The sequence below is a fragment of the Natrialba sp. INN-245 genome (genome assembly GCF_009807105.1).
GTDB classification, from domain to species: domain Archaea; phylum Halobacteriota; class Halobacteria; order Halobacteriales; family Natrialbaceae; genus Natrarchaeobius; species Natrarchaeobius swarupiae.
The window spans coordinates 84,047-110,709 of sequence record NZ_WUBV01000059.1 but is presented as its reverse complement, the minus strand read 5'-3'; the positions used below and the strand labels follow the sequence as shown (position 1 = coordinate 110,709).

Annotated in this window: 21 protein-coding genes and 1 pseudogene; 7 read left to right on the top strand and 15 right to left on the bottom strand. The window is 63.0% G+C overall.

Annotated features, from left to right (window positions below; all coding sequences use genetic code 11):
* Positions 1–52: 52 nt before the first annotated feature.
* The gene (locus GRS80_RS15785; RefSeq protein ID WP_160048397.1) at positions 53–1,789 is read right to left on the bottom strand and encodes an ABC transporter substrate-binding protein; all 1,737 of its coding nucleotides are present in this window, start codon (positions 1,787–1,789) and stop codon (positions 53–55) included.
* A 460-nt stretch (positions 1,790–2,249) separates the two neighbouring features.
* Between GRS80_RS15785 and GRS80_RS15780 the strand changes: the two genes are divergently transcribed.
* Positions 2,250–3,410 (top strand): tubulin/FtsZ family protein, encoded by a 1,161-nt coding sequence (locus tag GRS80_RS15780; protein WP_149082575.1) that lies wholly within the window; start codon positions 2,250–2,252, stop codon positions 3,408–3,410.
* Positions 3,411–3,746: 336 nt separating this feature from the next.
* Positions 3,747–3,938 carry a hypothetical protein gene (locus GRS80_RS15775; RefSeq protein WP_160048396.1) on the top strand — a complete coding sequence of 64 codons (192 nt, stop codon included), beginning with the start codon at positions 3,747–3,749 and terminating at the stop codon, positions 3,936–3,938.
* Here GRS80_RS15775 and GRS80_RS15770 read toward each other — a convergent pair.
* The 4 genes and pseudogenes from GRS80_RS15770 to GRS80_RS15755 all read right to left on the bottom strand — a co-directional run bounded on the left by GRS80_RS15770 (position 3,919) and on the right by GRS80_RS15755 (position 8,607).
* Entirely contained in the window at positions 3,919–4,611 is a 693-nt protein-coding gene (locus GRS80_RS15770; RefSeq protein ID WP_160048395.1) for a 6-hydroxymethylpterin diphosphokinase MptE-like protein, read from the bottom strand. The genes GRS80_RS15775 and GRS80_RS15770 overlap by 20 nt on opposite strands.
* A gap of 373 nt (positions 4,612–4,984) precedes the next feature.
* Positions 4,985–5,842 (bottom strand): annotated as a pseudogene (gene folP, locus GRS80_RS15765) (dihydropteroate synthase); the annotation flags it as partial.
* 102 nt (positions 5,843–5,944) lie between these two features.
* Positions 5,945–7,228, bottom strand: a complete 1,284-nt coding sequence (locus GRS80_RS15760; protein ID WP_160048394.1) for an AMP-binding protein — start codon at positions 7,226–7,228, stop codon at positions 5,945–5,947.
* Positions 7,229–7,368: 140 nt separating this feature from the next.
* Entirely contained in the window at positions 7,369–8,607 is a 1,239-nt protein-coding gene (locus GRS80_RS15755; RefSeq protein WP_149082580.1) for an orc1/cdc6 family replication initiation protein, read from the bottom strand.
* Positions 8,608–10,167: 1,560 nt separating this feature from the next.
* Here GRS80_RS15755 and GRS80_RS15750 point away from each other — a divergent pair.
* On the top strand, positions 10,168–10,935 hold the full coding sequence (locus GRS80_RS15750) for an RNA methyltransferase (RefSeq protein ID WP_160048393.1): 768 nt from the start codon (positions 10,168–10,170) through the stop codon (positions 10,933–10,935).
* A 16-nt stretch (positions 10,936–10,951) separates the two neighbouring features.
* Here the strand turns inward: GRS80_RS15750 and GRS80_RS15745 are convergent, their stop codons facing one another.
* The 6 genes from GRS80_RS15745 to btuC form a co-directional block, all read right to left on the bottom strand.
* Positions 10,952–11,776, bottom strand: a complete 825-nt coding sequence (locus tag GRS80_RS15745) for a hypothetical protein (protein WP_160048392.1) — start codon at positions 11,774–11,776, stop codon at positions 10,952–10,954.
* Between the two features lie 147 nt (positions 11,777–11,923).
* Complete coding sequence (locus GRS80_RS15740; RefSeq protein WP_160048391.1) at positions 11,924–13,183, bottom strand: HEAT repeat domain-containing protein; 1,260 nt, start codon at positions 13,181–13,183, stop codon at positions 11,924–11,926.
* Between the two features lie 460 nt (positions 13,184–13,643).
* Positions 13,644–14,303, bottom strand: a complete 660-nt coding sequence (locus tag GRS80_RS15735; RefSeq protein ID WP_235019771.1) for an HTH domain-containing protein — start codon at positions 14,301–14,303, stop codon at positions 13,644–13,646.
* 146 nt (positions 14,304–14,449) lie between these two features.
* Complete coding sequence (gatE, locus tag GRS80_RS15730) at positions 14,450–16,324, bottom strand: Glu-tRNA(Gln) amidotransferase subunit GatE (protein WP_160048390.1); 1,875 nt, start codon at positions 16,322–16,324, stop codon at positions 14,450–14,452.
* 197 nt (positions 16,325–16,521) lie between these two features.
* Complete coding sequence (locus GRS80_RS15725; RefSeq protein WP_160048389.1) at positions 16,522–17,919, bottom strand: heme ABC transporter ATP-binding protein; 1,398 nt, start codon at positions 17,917–17,919, stop codon at positions 16,522–16,524.
* Entirely contained in the window at positions 17,916–19,016 is a 1,101-nt protein-coding gene (btuC, locus tag GRS80_RS15720) for a vitamin B12 ABC transporter permease BtuC (protein ID WP_160048388.1), read from the bottom strand. Before btuC ends, GRS80_RS15725 begins: the two co-directional genes overlap by 4 nt.
* Positions 19,017–19,074: 58 nt before the next feature.
* On the opposite strand from btuC, the gene GRS80_RS15715 reads away from it, so the two are divergent.
* The 4 genes from GRS80_RS15715 to GRS80_RS15700 all read left to right on the top strand — a co-directional run bounded on the left by GRS80_RS15715 (position 19,075) and on the right by GRS80_RS15700 (position 22,073).
* On the top strand, positions 19,075–20,211 hold the full coding sequence (locus GRS80_RS15715) for a PGF-CTERM-anchored ABC transporter substrate-binding protein (RefSeq protein ID WP_160048387.1): 1,137 nt from the start codon (positions 19,075–19,077) through the stop codon (positions 20,209–20,211).
* Between the two features lie 166 nt (positions 20,212–20,377).
* A complete protein-coding gene (gene srp19 / locus GRS80_RS15710) occupies positions 20,378–20,659 on the top strand; it encodes a signal recognition particle subunit SRP19 (RefSeq protein WP_149082588.1) in 282 nt (93 codons plus the stop codon).
* Positions 20,659–20,919: a Gar1/Naf1 family protein gene (locus tag GRS80_RS15705; protein WP_149082589.1), complete on the top strand. Its 261-nt coding sequence runs from the start codon at positions 20,659–20,661 to the stop codon at positions 20,917–20,919. Before srp19 ends, GRS80_RS15705 begins: the two co-directional genes overlap by 1 nt.
* 77 nt (positions 20,920–20,996) lie before the next feature.
* Entirely contained in the window at positions 20,997–22,073 is a 1,077-nt protein-coding gene (locus GRS80_RS15700) for a presenilin family intramembrane aspartyl protease PSH (protein WP_160048386.1), read from the top strand.
* A 47-nt stretch (positions 22,074–22,120) separates the two neighbouring features.
* On the opposite strand, the gene GRS80_RS15695 is transcribed toward GRS80_RS15700, so the two are convergent.
* From GRS80_RS15695 to GRS80_RS15680, 4 genes are all read right to left on the bottom strand, one after another.
* Positions 22,121–22,807, bottom strand: a complete 687-nt coding sequence (locus tag GRS80_RS15695; protein ID WP_160048385.1) for a DUF6517 family protein — start codon at positions 22,805–22,807, stop codon at positions 22,121–22,123.
* A gap of 113 nt (positions 22,808–22,920) precedes the next feature.
* On the bottom strand, positions 22,921–24,447 hold the full coding sequence (cysS, locus tag GRS80_RS15690; RefSeq protein WP_160048384.1) for a cysteine--tRNA ligase: 1,527 nt from the start codon (positions 24,445–24,447) through the stop codon (positions 22,921–22,923).
* 179 nt (positions 24,448–24,626) lie between these two features.
* The gene (locus GRS80_RS15685) at positions 24,627–25,625 is read right to left on the bottom strand and encodes a patatin-like phospholipase family protein (RefSeq protein WP_160048383.1); all 999 of its coding nucleotides are present in this window, start codon (positions 25,623–25,625) and stop codon (positions 24,627–24,629) included.
* A gap of 140 nt (positions 25,626–25,765) precedes the next feature.
* Complete coding sequence (locus GRS80_RS15680) at positions 25,766–26,629, bottom strand: SDR family oxidoreductase (RefSeq protein WP_160048382.1); 864 nt, start codon at positions 26,627–26,629, stop codon at positions 25,766–25,768.
* Between the last annotated feature and the right edge of the window lie 34 nt (positions 26,630–26,663).

Below are 26,663 nucleotides of genomic sequence, written 5' to 3'. Positions count from 1 at the left end.
GGATCGACCGGCAACCAGTCGTCCCAGACCGTATCAGCCATCCCGGATCGTATCATTCGAGGAGAACACCGTTTTCGTACTGGTAGCCGGCATCCTCGAAGAGCGATCGAACCCGGTCGACGTCTATCTCGCCGTCCGTACCGGGAAATCGAGGGATAACTGGCTCGGAACGATGGTCCCACTCGTCGTCGCGGATGCCGACCAGCGAACTGAACGATTCCGCTGGTTCGGCGTAGCCGGCCATCAGTTCGGTAACTGTATACTCCCGGTCGATCAACCGGGAGAGGATTCGCCGGAAGTGTGGGTTGCCGAGTTCCGGATGGTGGATGTTGTACCCGATCATGTAAAACGAATCCGTCGCGGAGCTCACCAGTCGAACCGACTCGGACTCCTGGACCGTCTCGACTACGCTCGGTGGGATGGTCGTCGCCGTGATATCGGTCGTATCCTCCTGGAGCGATTCGATCATCGCACCGGGGTTCGGGTCAACGGTGAACCGAATCCCGGAAAACTGGGAGAACCCCTCGAGAATCGTTGGTCGACTCCCGGAGTCGGTACGAAAGACGTGAGCGTCGTACGGATCGAGGGAGATCGATCCGGGCGAGACCTCGACGAACTCGAACAGCCCGGAGCCAACGAGGTCCTCGTCTTCGACCACGAGCGCCTCGGTCTGACGGTCGGCGACGACCTCCGATCTCGGTTCCCAGATGTGTTCGGGAAACAGCGGGATCGTCAGCGAACGGGCAGCCGCTCGACGAGCGGTGTTACCGAACGAAAATCTGACCGTGCGCGCGTCGATGCGGTCGACGGTTTCGACGATGGCCTGTCGGCCCCGATATCGTGGCGCTGGCAGCCCACCTTCGATCTCGCCGAGTGACGTGTCCGCGAGAAACCGGTGAGTGAAAACAACGTCGTCGGCGTCGAGTTCGGTGCCATCGTGCCAGGTCACTCCGTCGCGCAGGGTGATCGTCGCTTCCGTCCGAGCGGATTCTTCCCAACTAATGTCGGTCGCCAGCCACGGAACGTACTCGTCGTCCAGTCGACGGAACAACGGATCGTACACCAGTTCAGTCAACCCCTCGATTCGGCTTCGGTCGACGATCAACGGGTTCAATCGATCCGTCAGTCCTTCACCGTAGACACCGACCTCGAGGGGCGTCTCCCGCGGGCCGTCCGACGGTTCCAATGACATGACCTGGACGTACTCGAACGAGCGTTGGGGGATAATCGACGCTGGCAGCTCCCGTCTGATGGCACCGAGGCTGTGTGGAAAGGCGACGACCGTATACGGGGCAGTCTCCTCGAGATACTCGAGGAGATCGACGATCACCTCGTCGCGGCCGTCTGTCATCGTTCGCTGACTCTCGAGGAGATCGTCGACGGTTACGTCCGAGAGGTGAAACGGGTTCTGCCAGCCAACGTCGCTTACGAACTGCGAGTGAAGCATTCCGTACAGCGCATCGGTGTCGTCGAACCCCGGATGGCGAACGACGAACACGTCGTAATCACCCTCGAGGAGGACGTCACGGTACAACTCTGCCTCCGCGATCGGTTCGTGAAGCGCGTCGATACCCGCCGCCTGGAAGTTCTCCCGAAGGTGGCTCATGATCTTGGCGGCGACCGCATCGTCGTCGGCCGGAACCGTCTTGATCGTTAACTCGATCTGCTCGGGAGCCGTGTTCTCCGCGTGAGACCAGAATCGTTCGGAACATCCCGCGAGGGCGCTCGCGGCGATCCCGCTTGCCCCTGCAAGCAGTTCTCGCCGTCCGGTCGACGTGCCCTCGGTCATCCGGCCTGAAATAAGCCATCGGCGTGTATAGGGCTTACTCTCGAGGTTGTTCCGGCAGTGATTCGGTCGCGGGTCGGATTTTTACTGTGTCAGCCTTAGTTCAACACCGAATTATCTCGGTAGATTTTCCGACCGCTTCGAGGACGTACGGACGCGGTATTCGTCGTCTACTGATTCGAGTCGTCGACAGTCGCCATCGAGTGAGAGTCGTTAATCGACGACTATACTAACGTGTAACCAGCTCGAACGGCTCAGGAACCCTCGTTTGAGCCGCCTGAGATGCTAGGGGCGGTCCGCGAGAACCGAGCGAATAGGCCTCCGAGATGGCTGTCGACCCGGCAGATCTATGCGGACCATAACAATGGTAGTCAGCGGAATCCACCGGGACGTGGCATCCGTTTCCGCGGTTTGGCGGTCACTTCGGTGTGGTCGCCACCGGAAACGGCCACGAGAGACAACCATGAAACTCGCACTAATCGGCTTCGGTCAGGCAGGCGGGAAGATCGTCGACGAATTCCTCGCGTACGACGAGGCGATCGATGGCGGATTCGTCGAAACGGCGATCGCGGTCAACTCGGCAACGACGGATCTCCACGGACTCGAGCGAATTCCGAAACGGAACAGAGTCCTGATCGGTCAGGCACGCGTCAAGGGCCACGGTGTCGGCGCCGACAACGAACTTGGCGCCGAAGTTACCGAGGAGGACATCAGCGAAGTACAGGGTGCGATCGATCGCATCCCGATTCACGAGATCGACGCGTTCCTCATCGTCGCCGGGATGGGTGGCGGAACCGGCTCCGGCGGTGCCCCGGTCCTCGCGACACATCTCAAACGGATCTACACGCAACCGGTGTTCGGACTCGGGGTTTTGCCCGCAACCGACGAGGGTGGGATCTACACCCTCAACGCGGCACGATCGTTCCAGACGTTCGTTCGCGAGGTCGACAACCTGCTCGTCTTCGATAACGAGGTCTGGCGCGACGCCGGAGAGACGGTCGCCGGCGGATACGACCGGATCAACAAGGAAATCGTCGAGCGGTTCGGGCTGTTGTTCGCGGCCGGAGAGGTCCACCACGACGACCACGTCGCCGAGAGCGTCGTCGACTCCTCCGAGATCATCAACACGCTCGAGGGAGGGGTGTCGACGATCGGGTACGCACGCGAAACCGTCGACAACGCGGACGATGGACTCCTCTCGACGTTTCGGGAGACCGAGACGTTCGACGAAGGAACCGCGACGAACCGGATGACGAGTCTCGTCCGAAAGGCGACGCTCGGACGACTCACCCTCCCGTGTGACGTCGCAAGTGCCGACCGGGGACTGGTCGTCTCGACCGGCCCGCCGGAACACCTAAATCGCAAGGGGGTCGAGCGAGGACGTCAGTGGCTCGAGGATGAAACCGGGAGCATGGAGATTCGCGGCGGCGACTACCCACGGCCGAACCAGGACGAAGTCGGAGCGATCGTCCTCCTGTCGGGCGTGACGGACGTCCCGCGAATCGACCAACTCCAGCAGGTCGCGATCGAAGCACAGGACACCACCGAGATGGTCCAGGCGAGAGCCGAAGAGGACCTCACCTCGCTGGTCGATACCGGCGGCGAACTCGACGCTCTGTTTTGAACCACCACCGGTCGGTTCGGCACCCCCGTCGCTGACGAAGGTTTTCCGATCGCTCCCGTTGACGCAGTCGACAGCCGAGTCCGTAACCCTCCTCGAAAACAATTTTCCCTTCTTCGAACGGTCGAGAACGTCGATAGCTGACCACCGAGACCACCGCAAGTAGCGGGACCGATATCCGCCAGTACTGTTGGGACGACGTTCACCCTCGAGTGACACTCAAGAAACGAGAGCTTTCCACCGGTGGAGAGAACATTCAGTTTGTAAATATTGTTCAGCTATGATGTCAGTCACGGTAGCCCGACAATAACGAACTACGATCTCGGTAAGCGTTGGATCATGAGCGGCAAACGACGAACCAATCGAACCACGCAGTCGGCGATGCGTCGAGCAGTCAAATCGGTTCTTCTTCAAAGGGACGGGGAAACGACGGTCGAGGAGTGTCGTCGGTGTGGAAAGACGATCGAAAACGCGACGGCGGATTGCCCGGTCTGTGGCTGTGACGATATCGTCACGTACCGAATTCAGTGACGAACTCGTCGCCTGTCCCCTCGAGTAGCTCGAATCGGTCGTCGCGTCGTCGCTCGAGCCAAGAGAGTAACCGACCGGCCCACTCGAGTTTGCGCGCCTTGACCGGTCCGACGTCGGGATCGTCGAATTCCCATCCCACGAACACGAGTCGATCGGCACCAAGATAGTCGGCGAGAAACGCCGCCCTGTCGCCGTCGGTGAACCCACCGAGGTTTCGGACCGGGCCACGCGGTTTCGCCTGGGTCGTCGGAAGAACGTACTCGTCGTCACAGTCCGGAACGACCCGTCGAACGGCCGGAACGTTGTCGCCGTGAGCGTGAACCGCGACCGGGACCCTGCGTTCGGTAAACCGACGAACCGATTGGGGGTTTTTATCGAGATCCGTGACCATGCAGTCGACTTCGATTCCTCGTCGGTCGAGAACGTCGGCGGCGGTCGACGCCGCGAAGACGACGTCAGCCTCGCGTGCTCGCTCGAGTTCCGCGGCCGTCTCGAGCGACGGTGCCGCGCCGACGACGGCGACGGTTGCCCCTCGAGCGGCCGAGAGCTTCTCGAGGTCGAACGAGTCGGTCATCGACGCGAAGACATCGCGTGCTCGCTCGTCCGCCGCTCGATCGTACCCGAAATCGTCGACGATGGCCTCGTAGATCGGTTCCCACTCCTCGAACTCCATGGCGTCAGCGTTCGGGCTCGAGCGGTGAGTGTGTTTCCATCGGAAGTGAGAAAGGGACAAGTCTCCCCCTGGGATGACGGACGTTCGGCCCAGGCCGACGGTCCGGGCCACGAGCGAAAGTGAGCAGTTGATCGGAACCGTCGAGGGGCGTAGCCACTAATCGACGTAACTCCACAATAATTCCGTGTTGTGGGCCGGGAATCGCCTCCAAAGTACCCCTACCCGGGAGGCCGCCCGGCGTCCACTCCCCCATTTCGAAGCCTCCGTCATAAGCTTTCTCTTACTGCAGTACATTGTCGAGTTCGTCGAGTGGGAGCCTTCGAAACGGCTATTTCCCCTCGAGACGGCGTCTCCGCGGTCACCTGGTTGGACAATCGCCGAAGGCCGATCCGATCAACGCGGCATCGCGCGTCTCGGCGACGTCATGCGTCCGTATGACGTGGACGCCGCGTTCGACGGCGAGCGGCGTCGCCGCCAGACTCGCGGGGAGGCGCTCGTCCGTTTCCCGGCCGACGACGTCGCCAAGGAAGTTCTTTCGGTTAATCGAGACGAGTATCGGCCGCTCGAGCGATCTAAACCCTCCAAGACGGCGAAACGTTTCCCGATCGTCCGCCAGAGTCTGTGCCTCGCTCCACCCCCCGAACGCGGGGTCGACGATCGTCTTCTCCGTGAACCCGTTCTGTTTCAATGCCTCGAAGACCTGATCGACGTAGTCCGCACGGTCGGCCCACCCTGGGGATTTTCGCGCCGCCCAGTCGGTCTCCCGAACAGCACCTGGGCGCTCGAGGTCGGGTGGGCTGGCCATCTTCACAACGGCGGCGTCGTGTTCGGTACAGACCGTCGGCATCTCGGGATCGGCGAACCCGCAGATGTCGTTGACCATGTCGAACCCCCGTGAAAGTGCCTCGTCTGCCACGTCCGCATAGCGGGTTTCGATCGAGAACACCGCGTCGCCGGAGACGCTCTCGATGGTCTCGAGGGCTACGTGAAGGCGGTCGAGTTCCTCCTCGGCTGAGAGGACGCCGAACCGTTTGTTGGCCGACTCGAGGCCGACGTCGACGATGTCAGCTCCTTCGTCGATCAGCTCCTCGTCGACGTATCGGGCCGCCTCGCCGGGATCGTCGTAGACGCTCGGATCGTACGGCGACTCCTCGCTGACGTTCAACACGCCCATGATCCGGGGCGGATACTCGTCTCCGATACCGAGCCCGGCCGCATCGACGCTGTTCATACCTCGAGTGAGGAGAGCAGACGGAAAGGGGCCTCGATTGCGGCCATCGCCGCCATCGGAACCGATCGTCTCAGGGCGACCGCTCCGCTTCGAACTGACTGCTCATCCCGACACGCCGGGTGTGGATCGAATTCCCTCCGTACCAGTAACGTAAATCGCCCCGTCACGATAGCACCCGGTGAGCCCCGTTCGGATCCAGAACCGGTCGTCGACGACGGCAACGGTCCGTTCCGTCAGTCCCGGGCGTTCGACGTACCCGCTCATCGTCGACGGTCCGGCGAACGCAACCTCCCCGACACCGCCGTCGGGTTCACCCGCTGTGTCTCCGACCATGGCAGCATCGCCACCCAACTCGCTTTCGTCCCCATCCCCGCCGAACTCGAGGAGCCGTGCCTCGACGTCGGGGAGGGTCGTTCCGAGCAGTCCCGACTTGCGGTGGGCTGTCGTCCTCCCGTGTGTGATTCCCGTCTCAGGTAACGCGTAGAGATGGACGACGTCCTCGTTTGTATCCGTTGGAGACTCCGCCGAATCTCCCGTCGTTGCCCGTGGTGACCGAATCGGGACGACGCCCTCGTCGACGGCCCCGAGTGACATGAGATCGCCGTACTGGGAGGGCGTCACGAACGTCCGATCGACGTCAGAAGACTCGATCGCCGTGGAAATCGTCTCGGCGTCCCGACGGTTTACGGGTAGGTATTGCCCGCCCGAACGAATCGTCCCGTTCAATCCGTACGCGAGTTCGATCGGATCCGTGGGACGAAGGGATCCGAGATGGGTTCGCGACTCACCGGAAAAGATTATCGACGATCCGACAGACGCACCAGCGTGCAAACTCGAGTGGGTGTGAGCGATTCCGACCGGTCCCCGTTCGTCCCGTCGTTCGTACGCGATCAGGCCGAGTTCCGTGCTCCCGCGACCGACGACGTCGATCCCGGTCCGTGACCCCGATCCGTTCATCCCCTCGTTGTCGAGAAACGCCGACCAGTCGATCCCAAGCCCGCCATCGGAGTCGACAGTGATGGCGACGCGCAACTCGTCTACGTCGGCCAAGATTCCCATTATACGGCGCTTGTCGACGACGAGCGCGGTACAGTTCGTTTCGGTCAGCGCCGCGGTAATGTCCTCGTCGTCAAAATTCGACGGAATGGTCACGGGAACGCAGCCGTTTCGAAGGACACCGTAGAACGCGACGGCGAACGTCCGTGGCGACGAGAGATGGACACCGACCGCGTCACCGGCAGAAAGATCCCGCCGACGGAGTCCACCAGCGAACGCGTCAGTCGCCGACCAGAGCTCTGAGAACGTCATCGGCTCCGAACCGCCGATGGCGACGGTACGCTGGTTTCGCATCACCGTATCCCGAATCGATCGTACGAAGTTCGTCATCTGGTTGTGATCAGCGGATCGTGTTTGTTAAGCCCCCTCACTAAATAGAATTTAATTGTCGATTTTGTACCAGGAAATATAATCGATTATAGGAGCGTCCCAACAGCAACCGGACGGTCGCTACCGAGGACCGCTGTCGATCACTCGTCGTCGTCTCCGTTCTCGAGAACGGCGAGACGCGAGTCGCGCAACAGCACCTTCTTGACGATCGACGGGTTCTCGAGCAGGCGGTGTTTGGCGTGAGCACCGCGACCACGCCCACGACCCTCGCGTTCGGACTGGATGACGTTGAGGAAGTTTTGCTCCTGGAGTATCTCCTGGACCCGGCGTTCCGAGAGCACGTCGAAGTCGAGTCGGCGAGCGATCTCCTTGTACTGGTTGTAGATGATCTTCGTCGGAAACTCCTTTTGCGAGCTGTTTTCGGTCAAAATCGTCAGCGAGTAGAGGATCGCCTTCGCTTGCTGGGGGGAGCCTTCGATGAGTTCGTTGAATCGGTCGGCTTCGGTCTTCTCTTTCGCGTCGCGAACGTGTTCTGCCGTGACTCGGGTATCCGTCTGCTTTTTGGCGATTCGACCCGCGTTTCGAAGGATGTCGATCGCCTTTCGGGCGTCACCGTGTTCCTGGGCGGCGAGTGCAGCCGTAAGCGGAATGACGTCGTCCGCGAGGACTCCGTCGTGGAAGGCGTCCCGCCGTTTCTCGAGGATTTCGACCAACTGGTTCGCATCGTAGGGTGAGAAGACGAGTTCGTCCCGGGAGAGGCTGGATTTGACCCGCTCTGAGAGATGATCCGGGAAGTCGATCTTGTTCGAGATGCCGATGATACCGATACTCGAGTTCGAGATACGGCGGTTCTCGCCCGCCCGCGAGAGTTTTCGGAGCACCTCGTCGTCCTCGAGCATGTCGATCTCGTCTAAGATGACGATCGTGACGTCGGTACAGCGGTCGACGGCCTGCCAGAGACGTTTGTAGTAGTCGCCGGTTCCGAGCCCCCGATCCGGAACGGAGACGCCGCTTTCGGCCGGTTCGTTGACGAGTTGGGCGATCGTCTTGATGATCGACGCCTCGGTGTTCTGTTCCCCGCAGTCGATGAAGGCGTACTTGACCGTGACGTCGTCGCGTCGGGCCTCCGAGATCACTCGTTTGGTGACCGACCGAGAGATGAGTGATTTACCGGTACCAGTCTTGCCGAAGATGAACAGATGGTTGGGTTCGCTCCCGAAGATAGCCGGGTTCAGGGCGTCCGCAACCCGTTGCATCTGCTCGTCGCGGCCGACGATCCGGTCCGGGCCGGGCAGGTGCGTGATCTCGAGCAACCGCTCGTCGGCAAAAACCGGATCGTCGTACCGAAACAGCGGATCACGATCGTCGTTAGCGGACATTGCAGTGAACCGTGTTTTCCCCCGGATTGATATAAATGTATGGGGATCTATCGCGGATGTAAAATGTGCACTGTAACGGCTGGAAACGCCGATTTCGGCCACTCATTGAAATAGGGCCAGAAGACCCACATCGCGCTTCTAACGGCGGCCGGTCTCGAGGATCGATCGACGGGCGGTCGACACCGACACCCCCGTCGCGGATGTAACTGAGGAGAGAACAGCGGATTCGGCGGAGTCCGACTCGATCACATCGCTCATCCGGTTGACGGACCGATTTCGTCTCCCATCCGATAGCTACCGATGGGTGGCTGTCGGTCACCAACTGTCGCCGGATACCCCGCCTCCACCGACACTCGAATGTCGAACGTCGCTCGAGGCCAACGAGACGAGCCCAGTGGCGTTCGGTTTCGCACGAATCCGCCTGCGAGCGTCGATCGGCTCGAGAGCCAGAAACGGGGCCGTGCGATCACGACACCCACACCCCCGTCGCGGATGTAACGGAAACGGCCAGTGGGTGGTCGAGAAACTCGACAAAATCGATCGGTTCACGAAATTTCCGGGTCGTTTTTCATCCGCGACAGTGGTGTGTTCTCGACGAAAACCTTCACACGCAATCGGCGTTACAAACGCGACGGGGGTGTGTGTCCCGTACTGCCATCCATCTACCATCTACTCGCAGTCCCCATTCACTGTCTCGACGCTCGTCAGGAACGACAGCACCAGGACGTGGCCTCACCCGGAACGGGACGAGAGCAGTATTCGACTGAACTCCTCTGTAGACCGAACTCCACCGTCTATCGATATCCGGAGGCCGACAGTCGCGTGATCAAGCGTGATCGACGGTGACACGATCGATCGTCCGGTTGTCACTAGATCTAGATTATCTATCTAGACTAGTCACTACTAGACTAGTTACTAAAATTAATGAATTATGGTTAACAATCGGGAAACATTGACATCCTCCTGCGCCTGAAGACGCAGGAATCCCGAGCGGTGGGAGTTTCAGGTTCGCAGTCCAGTCAACGGACTACCACACCTTTCGGGCACGGGTAGTCCCACAGTCTCGGTGTGGTGGACTGCTGGCGGTGCCAAACCGCCGTTACCCCTATCCTCGACCGTGTTGGCGTCCCGGTGTTGGTTTAGCCACGGGGACGCCAGCAGGCGTCAGCAGACTCGGGGGTATCGTCTGGTTCGCTTCGAGTAGTCGGCACAGGCACACGCTTCGAGCATGTGCGTTCACCGGCTGTCCTTTCGGATACTGCCTCGTTGCGTGGGCGGACAGGCCGCCTCCGAAGGACGGTTCGGAATTCGCACCTTCCGACCGATTCCTACTCTTTGACAGGGCGGCCTGTCACTTAAACCTCATCGTGGGAAACTCAGAGAAACCGATTGAACAGTGGTCTGTTGCCCGGAGTGACGGCGCGTATCCACGGCTTGAAGGCCGTGGTATTGCGCCTGTTCCACGTATAAACAACGACAGACGAACAACGACCGGCCACAAACCGCTACGGACCGACAAATCGAAACGGTAACAGACTGGCCGTCCCGAGGGTAAACCGAATGACCGAGCAGCCGTCAGCCGACGACCCATCGACTCGGTCGACGGCTCCTACAGTGGCGGTCGTCGACGCCCAGTCGCCGGGTAACGTCGGAACGATCGCTCGAGCGATGAAGAACTTTGGCTTCGAGGACCTTCTGCTGGTCGACCCGCCAGAACTCGATCCCGACGGCGAAGCGTACGGCTTCGCGGGCCACGCTCGAGAGGACGTCCTGCCGAACGCGACCGAGATCACGTTCGACACCCTCGTCGAGAACTATCACACCGTCGGATGTACGGCAGTTACCAACGAGGACGACCGCAGTCACGTTCGGTTTCCGTTCTCGACGCCGGCAGGCCTCGCCGATCGACTCGCGTCGGTCGAAACCCGAACCGCCGTCGTCTTCGGTCGAGAGCGTGTCGGTCTCACTAACGACGAACTGGCTCGTCTCGACGAGATCTGTGCGATCCCGGCGAACGCAGCGTATCCCGTCCTCAATCTCGGCCAGGCGGCCACAGTAACGCTGTACGAACTCAGAACGCTCACGCTGGGCGACGAGGACACACAACTCCCGGACGTGGAACGCGTGCGGGCCACACCGCCGACCGAGGATCGACTCTACGAACAGTGGTCGGCACTCCTCGAGGAACTCAACCACCCCGAGGAGAAACGCGAGAAGACCATGCGGATGATACGTCGCGTCTACGGGCGGGCCGACCTGACCGAGCGGGAAGCGAACACGTTCATCGGGCTCCTCCGTCGAGCGACCGAACGTCCCGACCTCGAGTGACGGTCGCCGGGATCGATCACTGCTCGAGAACGAATCGCTCGCCCGTCGCGGATATCCTGAGGTCGAACAGCTCGCCGATGAGGTTTATCGTGGGCTTCGAACGGGCCTGGGAGTTACAGTAGTAGTGTGAGAGCGCGTCGACGCTTTCGATCCGCGAGTTGAGCAGGTGAATGAACCGAAACACCTTCTCGAGTTCGTACGTGTCGATGATCTCCGAGAGGACGTCGAACTGGACGGCAATATCTCCGTCCGTCGTCTCGTGTTCGGCGATCACACGCGAGATCGTCTCACCGAGCCCCGCGATTCCGAGACCCTTGTCCAGTTGAACGATCTCGAGCGGGACGGACGCGATATCTACGTCCTCAACGCCGGCCAACGGATCGGTTTTCGTCGTCACGACGATCGTTTTCGCGGGCCACTCCTCGAGGCGACGGCCGAGTAACTCCAGACGGTCGGCGACGTTCATCGTCACCAGTATCACGACGTCGTTGGGTGCAGTAAAATGGACTCGGGCGTTGTTCGCACCGTCGCTTTCCGACGGAGCGAGCACCAACACGTTACCGGTGCCACCGACTTCGTCCGTAACGTGGGCGCCAGTCTGTAGGAGTTGCTTTGCGTGTCCGAACAGATGATCCCTGAACGCCCTGACGGCCGCCGATTCGTCGTGGTCGAGCCCACTATCGTCGCAGTACGGACACCTCCAGTGCACCTGGAACCCATCCTTCGAGAGACGCTGGCGATGATGATCGACGAGATGATCCTGGATCGCGGAGCGGATCTCGTTCCCGTTTCGAGACCAGACGACAAACTCACAGCGTCGACACCGCCAGTTGTACACCATGCGACTCGAGTTCCACTCGTTCGTTCACGACGATATATATTATGGGCGTCACAGGTCGGTCGATGCGTCGTACCGAGATCGGACCATCCAGCGGTGAAGGTAGACGAACTCAGTGCGGTCTCGACGCTAGACCCACGGTTCAGTGGGCTACTCGTCCCGTTTGTCGGAGGACTGCTCGCGCTTTTTCCGCGTATAATCGGCCGGATCGGTTACGTACGTGAACTCGACGGAGTTCGTAACGGCCTCGCGAGACGGGCTGGATTTGACCCGCTCGAGGACGAACTCGGCTCGCCGCTTCGTCGCGGACGTGTCCGGTTCGTCACGGATCAACCGGCGTAGTCGCGACTCGAGCGACGGATCGCCAAGCTGGACGAGAGCTGTCATCGCGAACTTCGCCGTAATTTCGTCGGAATCGTCGAGCCCGCGGAGCAGACACTCCTGGACGTCCGCTCGGTGTTCGTCGCCGGCGATTCGGCCCAGCAACCACGTCCCGTTTCGCCGAACGTACTGCGGTGGGTTTCCGCTCAGTAACGTAACCAGTTGTTCGACGAGCGACGCTGTATCCCCCGCCGTGAGTTCGTCGGAGACAGCCTCCCGGATTTCGTGGCTTCTGTCCGACGGTGTGTTCGCGAGCAACTCCAGTAACGACCGCGCGGCCGTTCGCCTGACGAGGTCGCTTCGGTCCTCGAACGAGTCCACGAGGGCGGACACCGGCACCAAGTTTCCGAACCGACCGAGTTCACCGACCGCGATCACCCGAACCGATTCAGTGGACGAGCGGGTCGCCGGGATCAGTGCCTCGAGGGCATCCCGAGTTCCGATCTCGGCGAGCGCAGCGGCTGCCGCGCGCCTGACCTGTTCGCTGCGATCCGCGAGTCGATCCGCGAGTACGTCCACGGATCGCGGATCGCCGATCGTTCCGCACGCTCGGATCGCACGCGTTCGAACCCGAAGGTCCGAGTCCGTACAGGCCTCGAGGAGGTCGGGTATCGCGTTGTCGTCGCCGATTCGGCCGAGTGCCGCGGCCGCCAGCATTCGGAACTCCGAATGCGTTGCCTCGAGCCAGTCCGTCGTTCGATCGATCTCAGCCCACTCGGGAGTGTCGTCGATGCTCTCTCCCGCGAGATCCGCGACGAGTTGCTCGAGACTGTCCTCGTCTCGGAGGTAGATCGCGTCGATGGCGGAGGCACGCACCGAATCGTTCTCGTCGTGTCTGGCCGTCCGGAGGAGAGCGCGCAAGACACGATCTCGATCGTCGTCGTTCGTGCTCGAGGCCAGGCCGCCGAGAATCTCGGCTGCCCGATACCGGATGATCGGCTTCTCGGAGCCGGTCAGATACTCGAGTAGCTTCAGCTCCTCCGAGTTACGTGCGAGTTCGTACAGAAACGTCGGATCTTCCTCTGGCATTCGATCGATCATCGGCCGGCAGGCCGGAGACTCCACCCCGATGGGTCGACGACGAACACTCCTCGTCCCGTCGTACACACCACATCTCGTGAAGGGTACACACAGAAAGACATGTGTTCGTTTACATAACTGTTTGGGTTCCAACGCCGGCTGAGAGCCACGAAACGGGATCGGGGGGAACTGATACGCCTGGCCCGCTATAATATTTACTGAGAGTTCTGCGATACCATCGGTAAGCGGATTTGCCGGGAGCGATCACGATCTCTCATACGGTTTACTGTACGTCATTTCCGGCGCAACCGCGACCCGGGCGGCGGTTGCGCCGGTAAATCGGTACAGGAATCCGTATCAACCGAGCAGGAAATCGTAGCAAACCGGATGGTCGCTCGATCGGGCGACGGGTCGAGTCGCCGTTCGCCTCGACGGTGGACCGAGTCGTCGTTTACCTGGACGATACGAGTTACCGGGAACGGTCGATCAGGACGTTCCTGGCCCGCTCGTCGTCCCCGGAGCCGCCCGACGGAACTGGGCTGGCGACGTACTCGCCGGATGGCGTCGTCGCGCCGACCCATCCACAGTCCGAACACGCGAACAGCCCCTGCCCGTCGATCAACTCGCCACCGCAGTCGGGACACGTGTCCTCATTCGCGTGTGCTCGAGACACGGACTCCGTCCCGAGCGGCGTCGGCCGCTCGCCGATTCGCAACGCCGCGATCACCTCGTCGGTCGTGTACGTTTCTTCGTCGTCCGAGTGGGGGAACACCCCGACGAGACCCTCGTCGACGTACACCTCGAGACAGAGCAGTGGCGTGACGAGCAGCTCCGTCGTCTCGCCGGTAATCTGTGACGTGCTGGTGCGTTCGCGAAACGGTGGCCGGACGCTTACGCCCCGGCGCTTGGCCCACCGCTCGAACCGGTCGAACGTCTCGAGAACCTCGGCGTGTGGGCTCTCGGTCGACCGTTTCACCTCCTTGGGCCAGCTACGGAGCAACAGCTCGTCGATCGCCCCCTCCGACTCGCAGGCCTGGAGGGTCTCGACCTGTCTGTCGACCGGTTCGAGAAGCAGCGGCGCGCGAACGTGGCACACTGCGGTCACGTGGTTTCGTTCCCTATCGCTCATCGTTTCACCGTCCAGGTGGCCAACGTCTACTGTAATAAACATATTGCCGATCGTAACGATTGCAGCTCCCAGACCGGCCGGACCGTCGTCGGAACTGAGGAGAATCGACGTCGGAACTGAGGAGAATCGACGGCGAAACCGATCGATCAAGCTCGCTTCTGGATCTCCTCGCGGAGCAACTCACTCACGAGGTCGCCGTCGGCTTTCCCGCGAAGTGCCCCCATACACTCACCCATGAGACCGGAGAACGCCTGCATTCCCTCGGCTTCGACCTGGCTCTCGTTGCGCTCGACGACCTCGACGACCGTCTCTCGCACGGCATCCTCGTCGGCCCCACCGAGCCCCGCTTCGTCGGCCGCCTCCGCTGGCGTTCGATCGGGGTCGTCGGCGAGTGCTGCGAGCAGATCGCCGACGCCCTCGTTCGGCAGGTCGCCGTCTTCGACCATCCGGAGCACCCCGTTCAGGTGTCGGTCGGTCAGGTTCGCGACCGGAACGTCGTCCCGACGGAGTTCCGTCAGCGTGGACTCGAGGGTCGACGCCGCGAGGGTCGGATCGATGCCGTCGGCGACGCACTCTTCGAACAGCGGCATGTGCGTGCCGTAGGCGACCTGTTCGGCCAGTCCCGCGCCGAGATCGTACTCATCTTGGTAGCGCTCGACCTTTGCGGTGAGCAGTTCGGGCTCGGGCACCTCGCTCGGATCGGGTTCGACGGGCGGCACGTCCGTCTCGGGATACATCCGCGCCGCGCCGGGGAGCGGACGCAGGTAGCGGGTCGTCCCGTCGTCGTTCGCGTCGCGGGTTTCCTCGGGGACGCCCTCGAGTGCGGTCTCGGCGCGCTCGACGACGGCTTCGATGGCGGCCTCCGCGACGGGGGTCTCGTCGGCGACGATGGCGACGGCGTCCTCGGGATCCGCACCGACGGCTTCCCGCAGGTCCGCAACCTCCTCGTCGGTGACGCCGTAGGCCGGCAATTCGTCGGTGTGGAAGATACCACCCGCGCCGTGGCGTTTCGCGTGATCGGAGAACTCGGTTCCGAGGCGACGGTCGGGTGCGATCTCCCGGCCAACCTGTCCGTCGAAGCCGTACAGCGGGACGGCCATCACGGAGCCGCCCGAGTTGAGGGCACCTTGAATGACGCCGCTGTCGGTGTCCACGAAGACGTCAGTGACGTCCTCGGGTTCGCCAACTGTGGCTTCCTGCTCACCGAGTTCGTCGCGGATCGCGACGAGCTCGACCTGTCGCGCGACCTCGTTACGGACGATATCGTCGATGTCGTCGAGACTCTGGACGCCCTTGATCTCGACGCGTGCGCCCTCCTCGATCGAGACGTTGACGTCCTGGCGGATCGTCCCCAGGCCGCGTTTGACCTTACCCGTCGAGCGCAGTAGCATCCCGATTCGCTCGGCCGCCTCGAGGGCCTGTTCTGGCGAGCGTATGTCGGGACTCGTCCCGATCTCGACAAGCGGAATGCCGAGTCGGTCGAGGCTGTAGCGCACCCCCGACTCCGTCTCCGCGAGGCGCTGGGCGCTTTCTTCCTCGAGCAGGAGATCCTCGATACCGACTGCGCCGTCGCTGGTCTCGATTTCGCCGTCCGTCGCGATGAGACTCGAGCGCTGGAAGCCGGTCGTGTTCGAGCCGTCGACGACGATCTTTCGCATGACCTGTGCCTGGTCGACGGGACGCATCTCCAGGAGCTGGGCGATCTCGAGGGTGGTCTCGAGGGCCTCCTCGTCGAGTTCGTGGGGCGGTTCGTCGTCTTCTTCGACGAGACAGGTCGTATCGTAGGCGAGATACTCGAACTCCCGATCGACTTTGCTCTCCTCGACGGCGGCGGCGTCGAGTTCGCCCAGTTCGCTCCGGGTGGGGTGGAGATATCGGGTGAACGTCCGCGTCGCCTCCTCGGGTTCTCGGAGTTCGGTCGGACACTGGCAGAACAGCTTCGTCGCCGTGTCGAGTTGCTGGTGGATCTCGAGTCCGGCGACGAGTCCGAGCGCATCGTAGTCGTACTCGGTCTCGATCATTGGCGAGGACTCGGGGGCGGAGGGGTAAAAAACCGTCCAGTTGCGGTCGGGCGGCGAGCGGTTGGCTGTGTTCAGCGGTTGGCTGTGTTCGGACGAGCGTACGGTCGAGCGAGCGGTTGGTTACGGTCTGGAGGGCGTTCTGGAACCGTCCGGCCGTGACGTCCACTCCGGTTTCGACCGCTCGAGGTCGATTTCGGTTACTCCCCAGCCTCCGAGTCGGGGTCAACGCGGCGGTCGACTCCATCGCTCTCCTGGCGCCGTTCGAGTGCGGCACGAACCGCCTCGAGCGTGGACTCGACCGTCGCTTCGTGGGCTCGGCCTCGGCACGATTCGTATCGCTTGCGCCGCTGCTCGGATCTATCGTCCCCGACGATCCGCTCGTGGGCCGATCGTCGGTGTACGACGACGAGCGGATCCGCGTCTTCTATCGTCTCGAGTACGTGACGGCGTCCCGCGCCGGGTCCGATGGTGACGTCGGCGGCTACGGTCACGTCTGCCGCCCCGACTCGTTGTTCGAGTTGTGAGCGAACCGTCGAGGACGGCGCGTCGAACGGATCCGCTTCGAGGCATTCGACTCCGAGATTCCGGGCGGCTTCGGCTGCGATCCCGTCCCCGGGAACCGGTCCGATCGAGACGGAGAGATCGTCGACGTCGAGGCGAGCGAGAACGCCTGCGGCCGTCGTCCCCGTGCCCACTACGTGAACCGTGAGGGTCGTCGATCCGTCGCCACCGTCGGTTCGCCCGCTGCCAGCGTCGACGTCCGTGGCTTGTCGATCGGGTAGCGCGGTAACGGTCGGCGTCCCCGTGACCGGGTTCGGTGTGATTGTCGCGTTCGCGCGGAACGCCTCCGCGAGGGTCTCGCTCGTCAGGACGTCGGACGGCGAGCCGTCGGCGTGGAGGGTCCCGCCGGCCAACATCACGAGCCGATCGCAGTATCGGGCCGCCAGGTCCAGATCGTGGATCGCCGCGACGACCGTCCGGCCGTCGTCGACGAGTTCACGGACCAACTCGAGGGTTTCGACCTGGTGGTTGATGTCCAGACTCGCCGTCGGCTCGTCCAGCAACAGGACGGGCGTCTCCTGTGCGACGGCACGCGCGAGGACGACCCGCTGGCGCTGGCCGCCGCTGATCTCGTCGATCGGTCGATCCGCGAGTTCCGCGGTTCGGGTTCGCTCGAGGGCGTCTTCGACCGCGAGGCGATCGTCGGCCGTCGGCGGCGAGAACCGCGAGCGGTGGGGGTGTCGGCCCATCTCGACGACATCACGAACGGGAAACGAAAACGAAAGCGAGGTGTCCTGGGGGACCGCGGCGACGAGCCGGCTCGACTCCCGCGAGGAGACGTCGTGAACGTTCGTTCCGCCGATCTCGATCGACCCCGTTGTCGGCTCGAGTGCACCGCTAATCGCGCGCAACAGCGTCGTCTTCCCCGCGCCGTTCGGGCCGACGAAGCCGACGAACTCGCCGGGTGAGACGGAGAGGGAGACGTCCTCGAGCACCTGGTGCTCGTCGAAGGAAAGCGAGACGTTCTGGACGGTGATCGCGGCTGGCTCGGGCCCGGGGCGAGTGTCCTGCCCGTTGTTGGGTGGCGACGTCATATCGCGTGCACCTCCCGTCGGACGAGCAGGAAGAGGAAGAACGGTGCGCCGAGTGCGGCCGTGACGATCCCGACCGGCACCTCGGCGGGTCCTGCGCGAGCGATCGTGTCGGTCGCGACCAGAAACGACGCGCCGGCGAGCGCACTCGTCGGGAGCAGGATGCGGTGATCCGGTCCGACGATCAGTCGCATGATGTGGGGGACGACGAGGCCGACGAAGCCGATGACGCCAGCGACCGCGACCCCCGCGGCGGTGACGAGACTCGAGAGCGCGAGCAAGAGGAGTTTGGTCCGTTCGACGTCGACGCCGAGGTGGTGGGCGTCCTCCTCGCCGAGTAAGAGGACGTTCAGATCACGGGCGTACGAGAGCAAGACGAGGACGCCGACGACGGTAAACGGGAGAGCGAATTGGACGTCGCCCCACGTGCTGTTGTGGAGGTGACCCATCATCCAGATCACGGCCTGCCGGAGGTCGTCGCCGCTGTGGACGAGCATGTACGAGATCATCGCGCCGAGAAAGGCCTGGACGGCGACGCCGGCGAGTAAGAGCGTCGCGACCGGCGTTTTCCCGCCGTCGGTCGCGATCGCGTAGACGAGAAACGCGGTCGCGAGCGCGCCGACGAACGCCGACAGGTGGAGGCTCCCGAACGGAACGAGCGCCGGAAACGCGATCGCGGCCACCGCACCCGCGGCCGCGCCGGAGGAGACGCCGATGATCGACGGATCCGCGAGCGGGTTCCGGAAGAATCCCTGCATCACCGTTCCCGCGGCGGCGAGTGCACAGCCGACGATCGCCGCGAGGACGATCCGCGGCAGGCGGATGCTGGCAACGATCGTCTGGTGGGTGTCGGGCACGTCGAACGAAAACACGGGGACGTACTCGAGTCCCGGAACCGGAACCTGCCAGCCGACGACGGGGACCGTCGTCGCACTCTGTGTGATGACGTCGGTCGGAATCACGAGCGCGTTGAGCATCGCCTTGACGACGGTCACCGGCTCGATTCTGACCGGACCGAGTGCAGCGCTAACGACCATCATGCCGAGGAGGACGACGAGCAAGCCGACCGTCCACGTGATCGTGCGGGTCGGCGAGAGCATACACACAACCCCGGTTGCAGTAGCCAAATATTTGTTGAAGTACGTGGTCGTACGTGTGATGGGCAACCTACGCACAACGCTGCTCGCCGCGCTGCTCGTGGTCGGAACGATCGCGTTCGCGACGGGTGGTGTGGCCGCGGCTGGCGAGGTCGGTGCGATTGCTACCGAACCGACCGCCTCCGCGGGCATCGCGACGCAGGCGATCGACGCCGATTGCGAGTTCCCCCTCGAGCGAACCGACGCCCGCGGAGAGACGATCGAACTCGCTGACGAGCCCGAGGCGGTCGTCGCCCTCTATCCGGGTGACGCGCAACTGGCCTACCAGATCGGTGCCGAGGACCGCGTCGTCGGGATGCCGGTCGGGCCCTACACCGACGACCTCGAGGCGGGCGATCGGACCGATATCACCGAAGACGACGGCGTGACGCCGGTCGCCGAAGAGATCGTCGCACTCGATCCCGACGTCGTGCTCGCGGCGAACGTCGCCCTCGCGGACGAGGAACTGGTCGACCAGCTCGAGGACGCCGGGATTCCGGTGTACGTTCTCGACACCGCGACGTCGATCGATGACGTGCGGGAGAACGTGGAGGCGACCGGCGAGCTAACCGGCGAGTGTGGCGGCGCCGAGGAAGCCATCGGTCGGATGGACGACCGCCTCGCCGTGATCGAAGACGCACTCACCGACGAGGAGCGACCGCTTGCCTACTACGTCAGCGACGATCAGGGAACGACGCCCGGAACGGAGACGTTCCAACACGAGGTGCTGACGACCGCCGGACTCGAGAACGTCGCCGAACGGGCCGACATCGAGGGCTGGCAGGAGATCAGTGCCGAGGTCGTCGTCGACGAGGATCCGGAGTGGATCGTCTACCCCGACTGGACCGACGAGCCGCCGATCGCAGAGAGTATCGAGGAGACGACCGCTTACCAGGAGGGGAACGTCGTCGCCGTCGACGACGACGCGATGAGCCAGCCCGCCCCGGGGATCGTCGACGTGATCGTCCACCTCGTCGAGACCGTCCACCCCGACGTCTACGCCGAGATCGAGGGTGATCTCGAGTCGATCGACGAAGTCGACTCGACCGACGACGGCGAGACCGACGGCGACGGGACGTTCGCGATCCCCGGATTCGGCGCCGCCGCCGCGGTGATCGCACTCCTCTCGTTCGTCGCCGTGCGGACCCGATCGGACTGATCGCTCGACGGCGATCGACCACTATCTGGTCCGGTATCGACCACTATCCGGTTCGTGACCGATCGCTGTACGGTTCGTGACCGACCCATTTCGGCCCCGCGGAGGGGACGAACACGAGCGTCCCGTTTTGAAAAGGGTTTACTCGTCGGCCTGTCGAGATGAACACATGGTCGAGAACGTCATCTGGCCCGCCTATCTCGATGCGGAGCGCTCGCGGACCGAGGGACGACGCGTATCGGAGGATCTCGCGGTCGACGAACCGACGGTCGACGAGATCGCCAAGGCCGTCCAACAGATCGGGTACGACGCCACGATCGAACGCGACAAAGCCTACTCGAGGGAGCCGTGGGCCGACCGCGGTCGCGTCGTCGTCCGGGGTTCGGACGACTCATCGAAGAACGACCTCGTCCAGGCCGTCGCGGCGTACGTCGTCGCGATGCGAGAGTGATGCGCCGGGTTGGCACCGTCGTCCGGACGGCCCAGGGACTCGCCGTTCTCCGTGTAGACGACACGGACGACCCGACGAACGCCGACGATGGCGGCGACTATCGGGACACGATCGGTACGATGGTCCTCGACGACTCGCTCGAGGAGGTCGGCCGCGTCGTCGACGTCTTCGGTCCCGTTTCCCGACCGTACCTGGCGATGACGCCCGACGACGACGTTCACCTTCCCGCGCTGGTCGGATCGACGCTGTACGCGAGGTAAGCGTCGGTGGTCTCCCTCTCCCGATCCGGGAGCTCGAGAAGAAAACACCCATAGGAACGGGGTGCAAACGCGGGTCCATGAACCATCGGACGCGGATTCTCGCGGCCATCGGGGTGACGCTGGTGCTCTTTCTCGGCGTCCAACTCGGCGCGCTCGCGTTGATCGAGCCGTTCCACGAGTCCGAACGCCACGCCGTCGACAACCCCGAGGATCCGACGAACAGTTTTTTCTACTTCGGAATTATTCTGGTCGCGACCGTTCTGATGCTCGCAGCGTTCAAGTACGATCTTCAGTGGATGATCCGCGCACTGATCGTCGGCGTCAGCGTGATGCTCGCCTGGTTCGTCTTCACGGAGTTGATCCCGCCGGTCGTCACCGCCGGACCGGCCAACGTCCTCGCCGTCCTCGCGGCCCTCGGGGTGGGGATCGCGCTGATCGTCTACCCAGAGTGGTACGTCATCGACGCCTCGGGGGTGTTGATGGGCGCCGGTGCAGCCGCGCTGTTCGGCATCAGCTTCGGACTGCTCCCCGCGATCCTCCTTCTGTCCGTCCTCGCGATCTACGACGCCATCAGCGTCTACGGCACCGAGCACATGCTCGACCTCGCCGAAGGCGTGATGGACCTCAAGATCCCGGTTATCCTCATCGTGCCGATGTCGCTTTCGTACTCCTATCTCGCGGCGGGAACGACCGACGACGTCGTCGAGGTCGACTCCGAAGAGAGCCAGGATTCTGCCACAGCGCCCACTGAGGGGGGAGTTGACGACGAGATGGCCCCGGAACCCGGTGACGCCGACTCGAGCGGGTCCGACTCACAGCACTCCGAGTCCGACTCGGGGTCGGATGCGGACGACGGCGTCGACCGCGACGCGTTCTACATCGGGCTGGGTGACGCGGTCATCCCGTCGATCCTCGTCGTCAGCGCCGCGTACTTCATCGACGTCGGCACCCTCGAGGTGCCGTGGATCGCGCTCAACCTGGCCGCACTCGGGGCGCTGGTCGGGACGCTCGCAGGGTTGCTCGTCCTCATGTACATGGTCGTCAAGGGACGTCCACACGCCGGATTGCCGCTTCTGAACGGCGGCGCGATCGGCGGTTACCTGATCGGGGCGACCGCGAGCGGCCTCTCGGTGCTCACCGCGCTCGGCCTGTAATCGCCAAACTCTCCGGGAGAGCGACCCTCGTCGCTCGAGCGTCCCCATTATTCGTCGACGATCTCCGCGTCCACGCCGTCTCCGTGCTCGATTCCTTCGATCATCGCGTCGACGCGATCCGCCTCGGCGTCGACGTCGAGTATCGGGACGTCCGGGAACGCGGCGGTGATCACGAAGTGGTCCCCGTCGCGGTCGGGTTGTGAAATATCGACGAACAGGTCGACCTCGTCGATTCCCTGGAACGTCGCTTCACCCTCGAACGTGTCGACCGTGATCGACCCCCCGAGCATCTCGACCGACCGACGCGCCGTCGGCTCGGTGTCGATCTCGAGTTCCTCGTACTGGTTCTGGACGCGTCCGACGATCTGTTCGGAAGTCAGCTCACCGATCGGGTTGAACTGTTCGTCGCCGATCGAAACCTGCGGCGTCGTGAGAACGCCGAAAACACCTGCCTCTGTCTCGTCTTCGTCGAAGATATCGAGTGGGACCTCGACCGTTCTCCGGTAGGTGCTGGCGTAGTTTCTCGTCTCGACGAACCCGCGGGCGACGTCGTATTCGCGGACGACTTCCCGGGTTCCCTGGTACTCGTATCCGGTTTCGGCCGTCGACTCCTGAGAGACGACGGCGGGCGAAGCCGAAAACGTGGTGACTTCTTCGAGGGTCTCCTCGAGACACCCCGCCGTCGCGCCGACACAACAGGTCGCGATCGTCGCAACGAACAGCCGCCGGTCCATACGCCGTCGACCACAGATCGGCGCATAAGTACCGACCACACATTCAGCCGCCGACGAACGGTAATCGCCGGTTCCCGTGACGTACGGACCGGCTACTACCGGTTCGTATTTCGTTACTCGTCCGAGGGTAGACGGTAGGTCGGTCCCTCGTCGGTGTCCTGGATCTCGATTCCCATCGCCTCGAGTTCGTCTCGTAACTCGTCGGCGCGTTCGTAGTTGCCGTCTCCGCGCTCGCGTTCGCGAACGTCGAGGACGAGTTCGACGACGTCTCCCGCCAGATCCGCCCTGCCGGTCGTCCCGCCGACGAACGAGAGTCCGAGCACGTCGCCGAGTTCCTCGAGGTTCTCGACCGCACGCCGAAGCCCCCGGTAGTCGTACCCGCCCTCGGCTCCGCCGTCATTTCTTTCGACATTCGCCGGCTCCTCGAGGTGGCGGTTGATCGCCGTCGCGATCGAGAGCAACGCCGACTGTGCCTCCCGTGTGTTGAAGTCGTCGTTCATCGCGGCCGTGAACTCCTCGCGAGCGTCCGCAACGGCCGTTCGAAGCTCCTCGTCCTCGAGTTTGGTCCGTGCCGCCGGCGAGTCCAGCACCTCGACGGCCGAACCGTACGCCCGCTCGAGGCGTTCCCACCGTTCCTCGGCTTCGGCGATCGTCTCGTCGGAGTAGAGCTGTTTGCTGTTGTAGGAGCCAGCGGTCAGGAACGTCCGGAGGACGTTCGTCCCCCACTGTTCGACCGCATCCGCGACGGTGACGAAGTTCCCCAGACTCGAGGACATCTTCTCGTCGTCCATCTGGAACAGTTCACAGTGAAGCCAGTAGTTCGCGAACACCTCGCCGGTCGCGGCCTCGGACTGAGCGATCTCGTTTTCGTGGTGGGGAAAGACGAGGTCCCGCCCGCCGACGTGGAGGTCGAGCGTCTCGCCGAGGTGTGTCATGCTCATCGCCGAGCACTCGATGTGCCAGCCGGGTCTGCCCTCGCCCCACGGCGAATCCCAGGTTTCGGCTTTCGTGTGTGCACAGCCGAGATCGACGCCGTCGTGGCGGTGCTCGAGGACTGCCTTCTCGTCGACCCCGCCGGCCTTCCAGAGCGCGAAGTCCGCCGGATTGCGTTTCTCCGTTCGTTCGTCCGGATCGCCCTGGGATTCGATCTCCTCGAGTTCCTGGTTCGAGAGCTTGCCGTAGTCGTCGAAACTCGTCACGTCGAAGTAGACGGATCCGTTGGATTCGTAGGCGTAGCCCTTCTCGACGAGCGTCTCGACGAGGTCGACGATCTCGGGGACGTGTTCGGAGACGCGCGGATAGACCTCCGCGCGCAGGAGGTTCAGCGAGCGCATATCCGAGAGTGTGCGCTCGATGTACGTCCGTGCGACCTCCGCTTCGTCCTCTCCGAGATCGTCCTCGCCGACGCGGGCGACGATCTTCTCATTGATATCCGTGAAATTCTCGACGTGACGAACGTCGTAGCCGAGATACTCGAGCCACCGGTGCATGACGTCGACGTGGACCCACGAGCGGGCGTGGCCCAGGTGGGGCGGATCGGAGACCGTCAGGCCACAGTAGTACAGGAGGACGTTATCGGGATCCTGTGGCTCGAACGGCTCCGTCTCGCCCGTCAACGTGTTCGTCACGTGTAGGGTCATTACGGAATCTTACCCGCGGACCGTAGTTAAACGCTATCAATATCAGACACGGCACGTTGCCCGAACGAACCGGGGTCCCTCGAGTCGGCGGCAGATCGACCACGAACCAGTCACATCGGTCACGGACCAATCGCATTGGTCACAACCCGGTCATACCAATCGCGAATCGACCGCTTCGGTCACGAATCGGTTTCGTCGGTCGCGTCAGGTTCGCGGGCGTCGAGAAACGCCGCCGCCGCCGACTGGCCTCGTTCGATCAGTTCTGCGATGAAGTCGGCGTCCCGATTCGTCTTGCTCGCGTAGTGATACCCCTCGAGTTGGATGCGACGCACGTTCGTCGTCGTGTACTCGGGATGGTCGAAGTAGCCGTCCTCGATCCACTCGTTGATCCGCTCGATCATCCGGAGTTCCTGATTCAGCGAGATGTTCCCGCCGAGTTCGTTTCGTCTGTCGCTGATCGCCGACAGTTTCGTCGGCGTTCGCTCCCTGTGCTGGGGGTTGATCTGTACGACCCAGAGTTCCTCCGGCGTCCGTTCGCCGGGAACCGACATGAGATCCTTGACCGGCGGGTTCTGCGAGAACAGTCCATCCCAGTAGCTCCGGCCGTCGATCTCGACCGCTTCAAAGAGCGTCGGAATCGCCGCGGAGGCGAGCACTGCGTCCGGAGTGACGTCCTCGTTGGTAAACGTCTCGAAGGTGCCGTCGTTGACGTTGACCGCCCCGACGACGAGTTCCGGCTCCTCGTACGCACAGAGTTCCGGAATCTCGTCGAACCGGACGTGTCGCTCGAGGACCTCCACGATGCGCTCTTGGCCCCAGTCTGCGGCCGGCGAGCAGTAGGGGCTGACGTGGGGAACGGCCACGCCTTCGCTCCGGAATCGCGAGTACAGTGACACCCACTGGTTGATCATCCGGTCGGGATAACCTCGCGCGGCGAGGTCCTCCCAGACCCCATCGAGGGCGTCGATCGCGGCGGCCTCGTCGTCGGTGACGAGTCCGTACCAGACGGCGAGGGCGTTGAACGCACCGCCGGAGGTGCCGCTAATGCCGACCAGTTCGAACTCCTCGGTCCAGTCGAGTTCAGACAGCAGCGTCCGGACCACGCCGGCGGTGAAAGCCGTGTGACTGCCACCGCCCTGACACGCGATCGCCACCTGCGTCCGATCGTCGTCCGTCATCGTCCGTTCGCCTGTTCTGTCATCGTTTGCTCGTTCGTCCCGTCATCGTTCGTTCGCTTGTTCTGTCATCGTTCACTCGTTCGTCCCGTCATCGTTCGTTCGCCCGTTCCGTCATCGTCCAATCGTCCGGTCATCGATTCTCACTCGTAGGTCGTCGTGTAGCCCCCATCGAACAGGAGGTCTCCGCCGTTCAGATGGTTTGCGTGCCTGGAGAAGCCGAAGACGAACAGGTTCGCCACCTCCGCCGGCGTCATCATCTCTTTCGTCTGGGCCGGCCCGAGCATCACGTCCTCGAGCACCGCCTGCTCGGAGATCCCGCGTTTCTCGGCCGTATCCGCGATCTGGTCGGCCATCAGGGACGTCAGCACGTACCCGACGCTGACGCTGAAGCTCCGGACGTCGCCGTTTCCCTCCGCGGCGATCGACTTCGTCAACCCGTTGATCGCGTGTTTGGCCGTGATGTACGCCGCCTTGTCGGTCGTCGCGTCGTGTCCGTGAACCGAGGACATGTTCGCGATCGCGCCAGTCCCGTCACCACACTCCCGGATGTGTGATATCGCGTGCTTGGCGAGCAAGAACGGTGCTCTGACCATCACCGACTGAAGCAGATCGTACTGTTCGATCGGATACGACTCGAGTGGATCGATGTGTTGGATGCCGGCGACGTTGGCGACAAACGAGAGGTCCCCCTCCTCGGCTGCGGCCGTGACGAGTGTTGCCACGTCGTCGCCGTCGGTCAGGTCCGTCGGGACGGAGCGATACTGGCCATCGTGATCGAACGAGTCGACGATGGCCGCGGTTTCCTCGAGGCCCTCCTCGTCGACGTCGGCACCGACGACGGTCAGCCCGTTCAGCGCGAGCGCGGTCGACAGGGACTGGCCGATCCCCGAGGCCGCCCCGGTCACGACGGCGACCGTTTCGGGATGGAAGTTCGGATCGTCGAGAACGAAAAAATCGTCTGCAGTCGGCTCCGGCGGTTCGAGATCGTGAGTCGACGATGACATCTCGAATGAACGATCGGTTTCGACGCAAATAAAT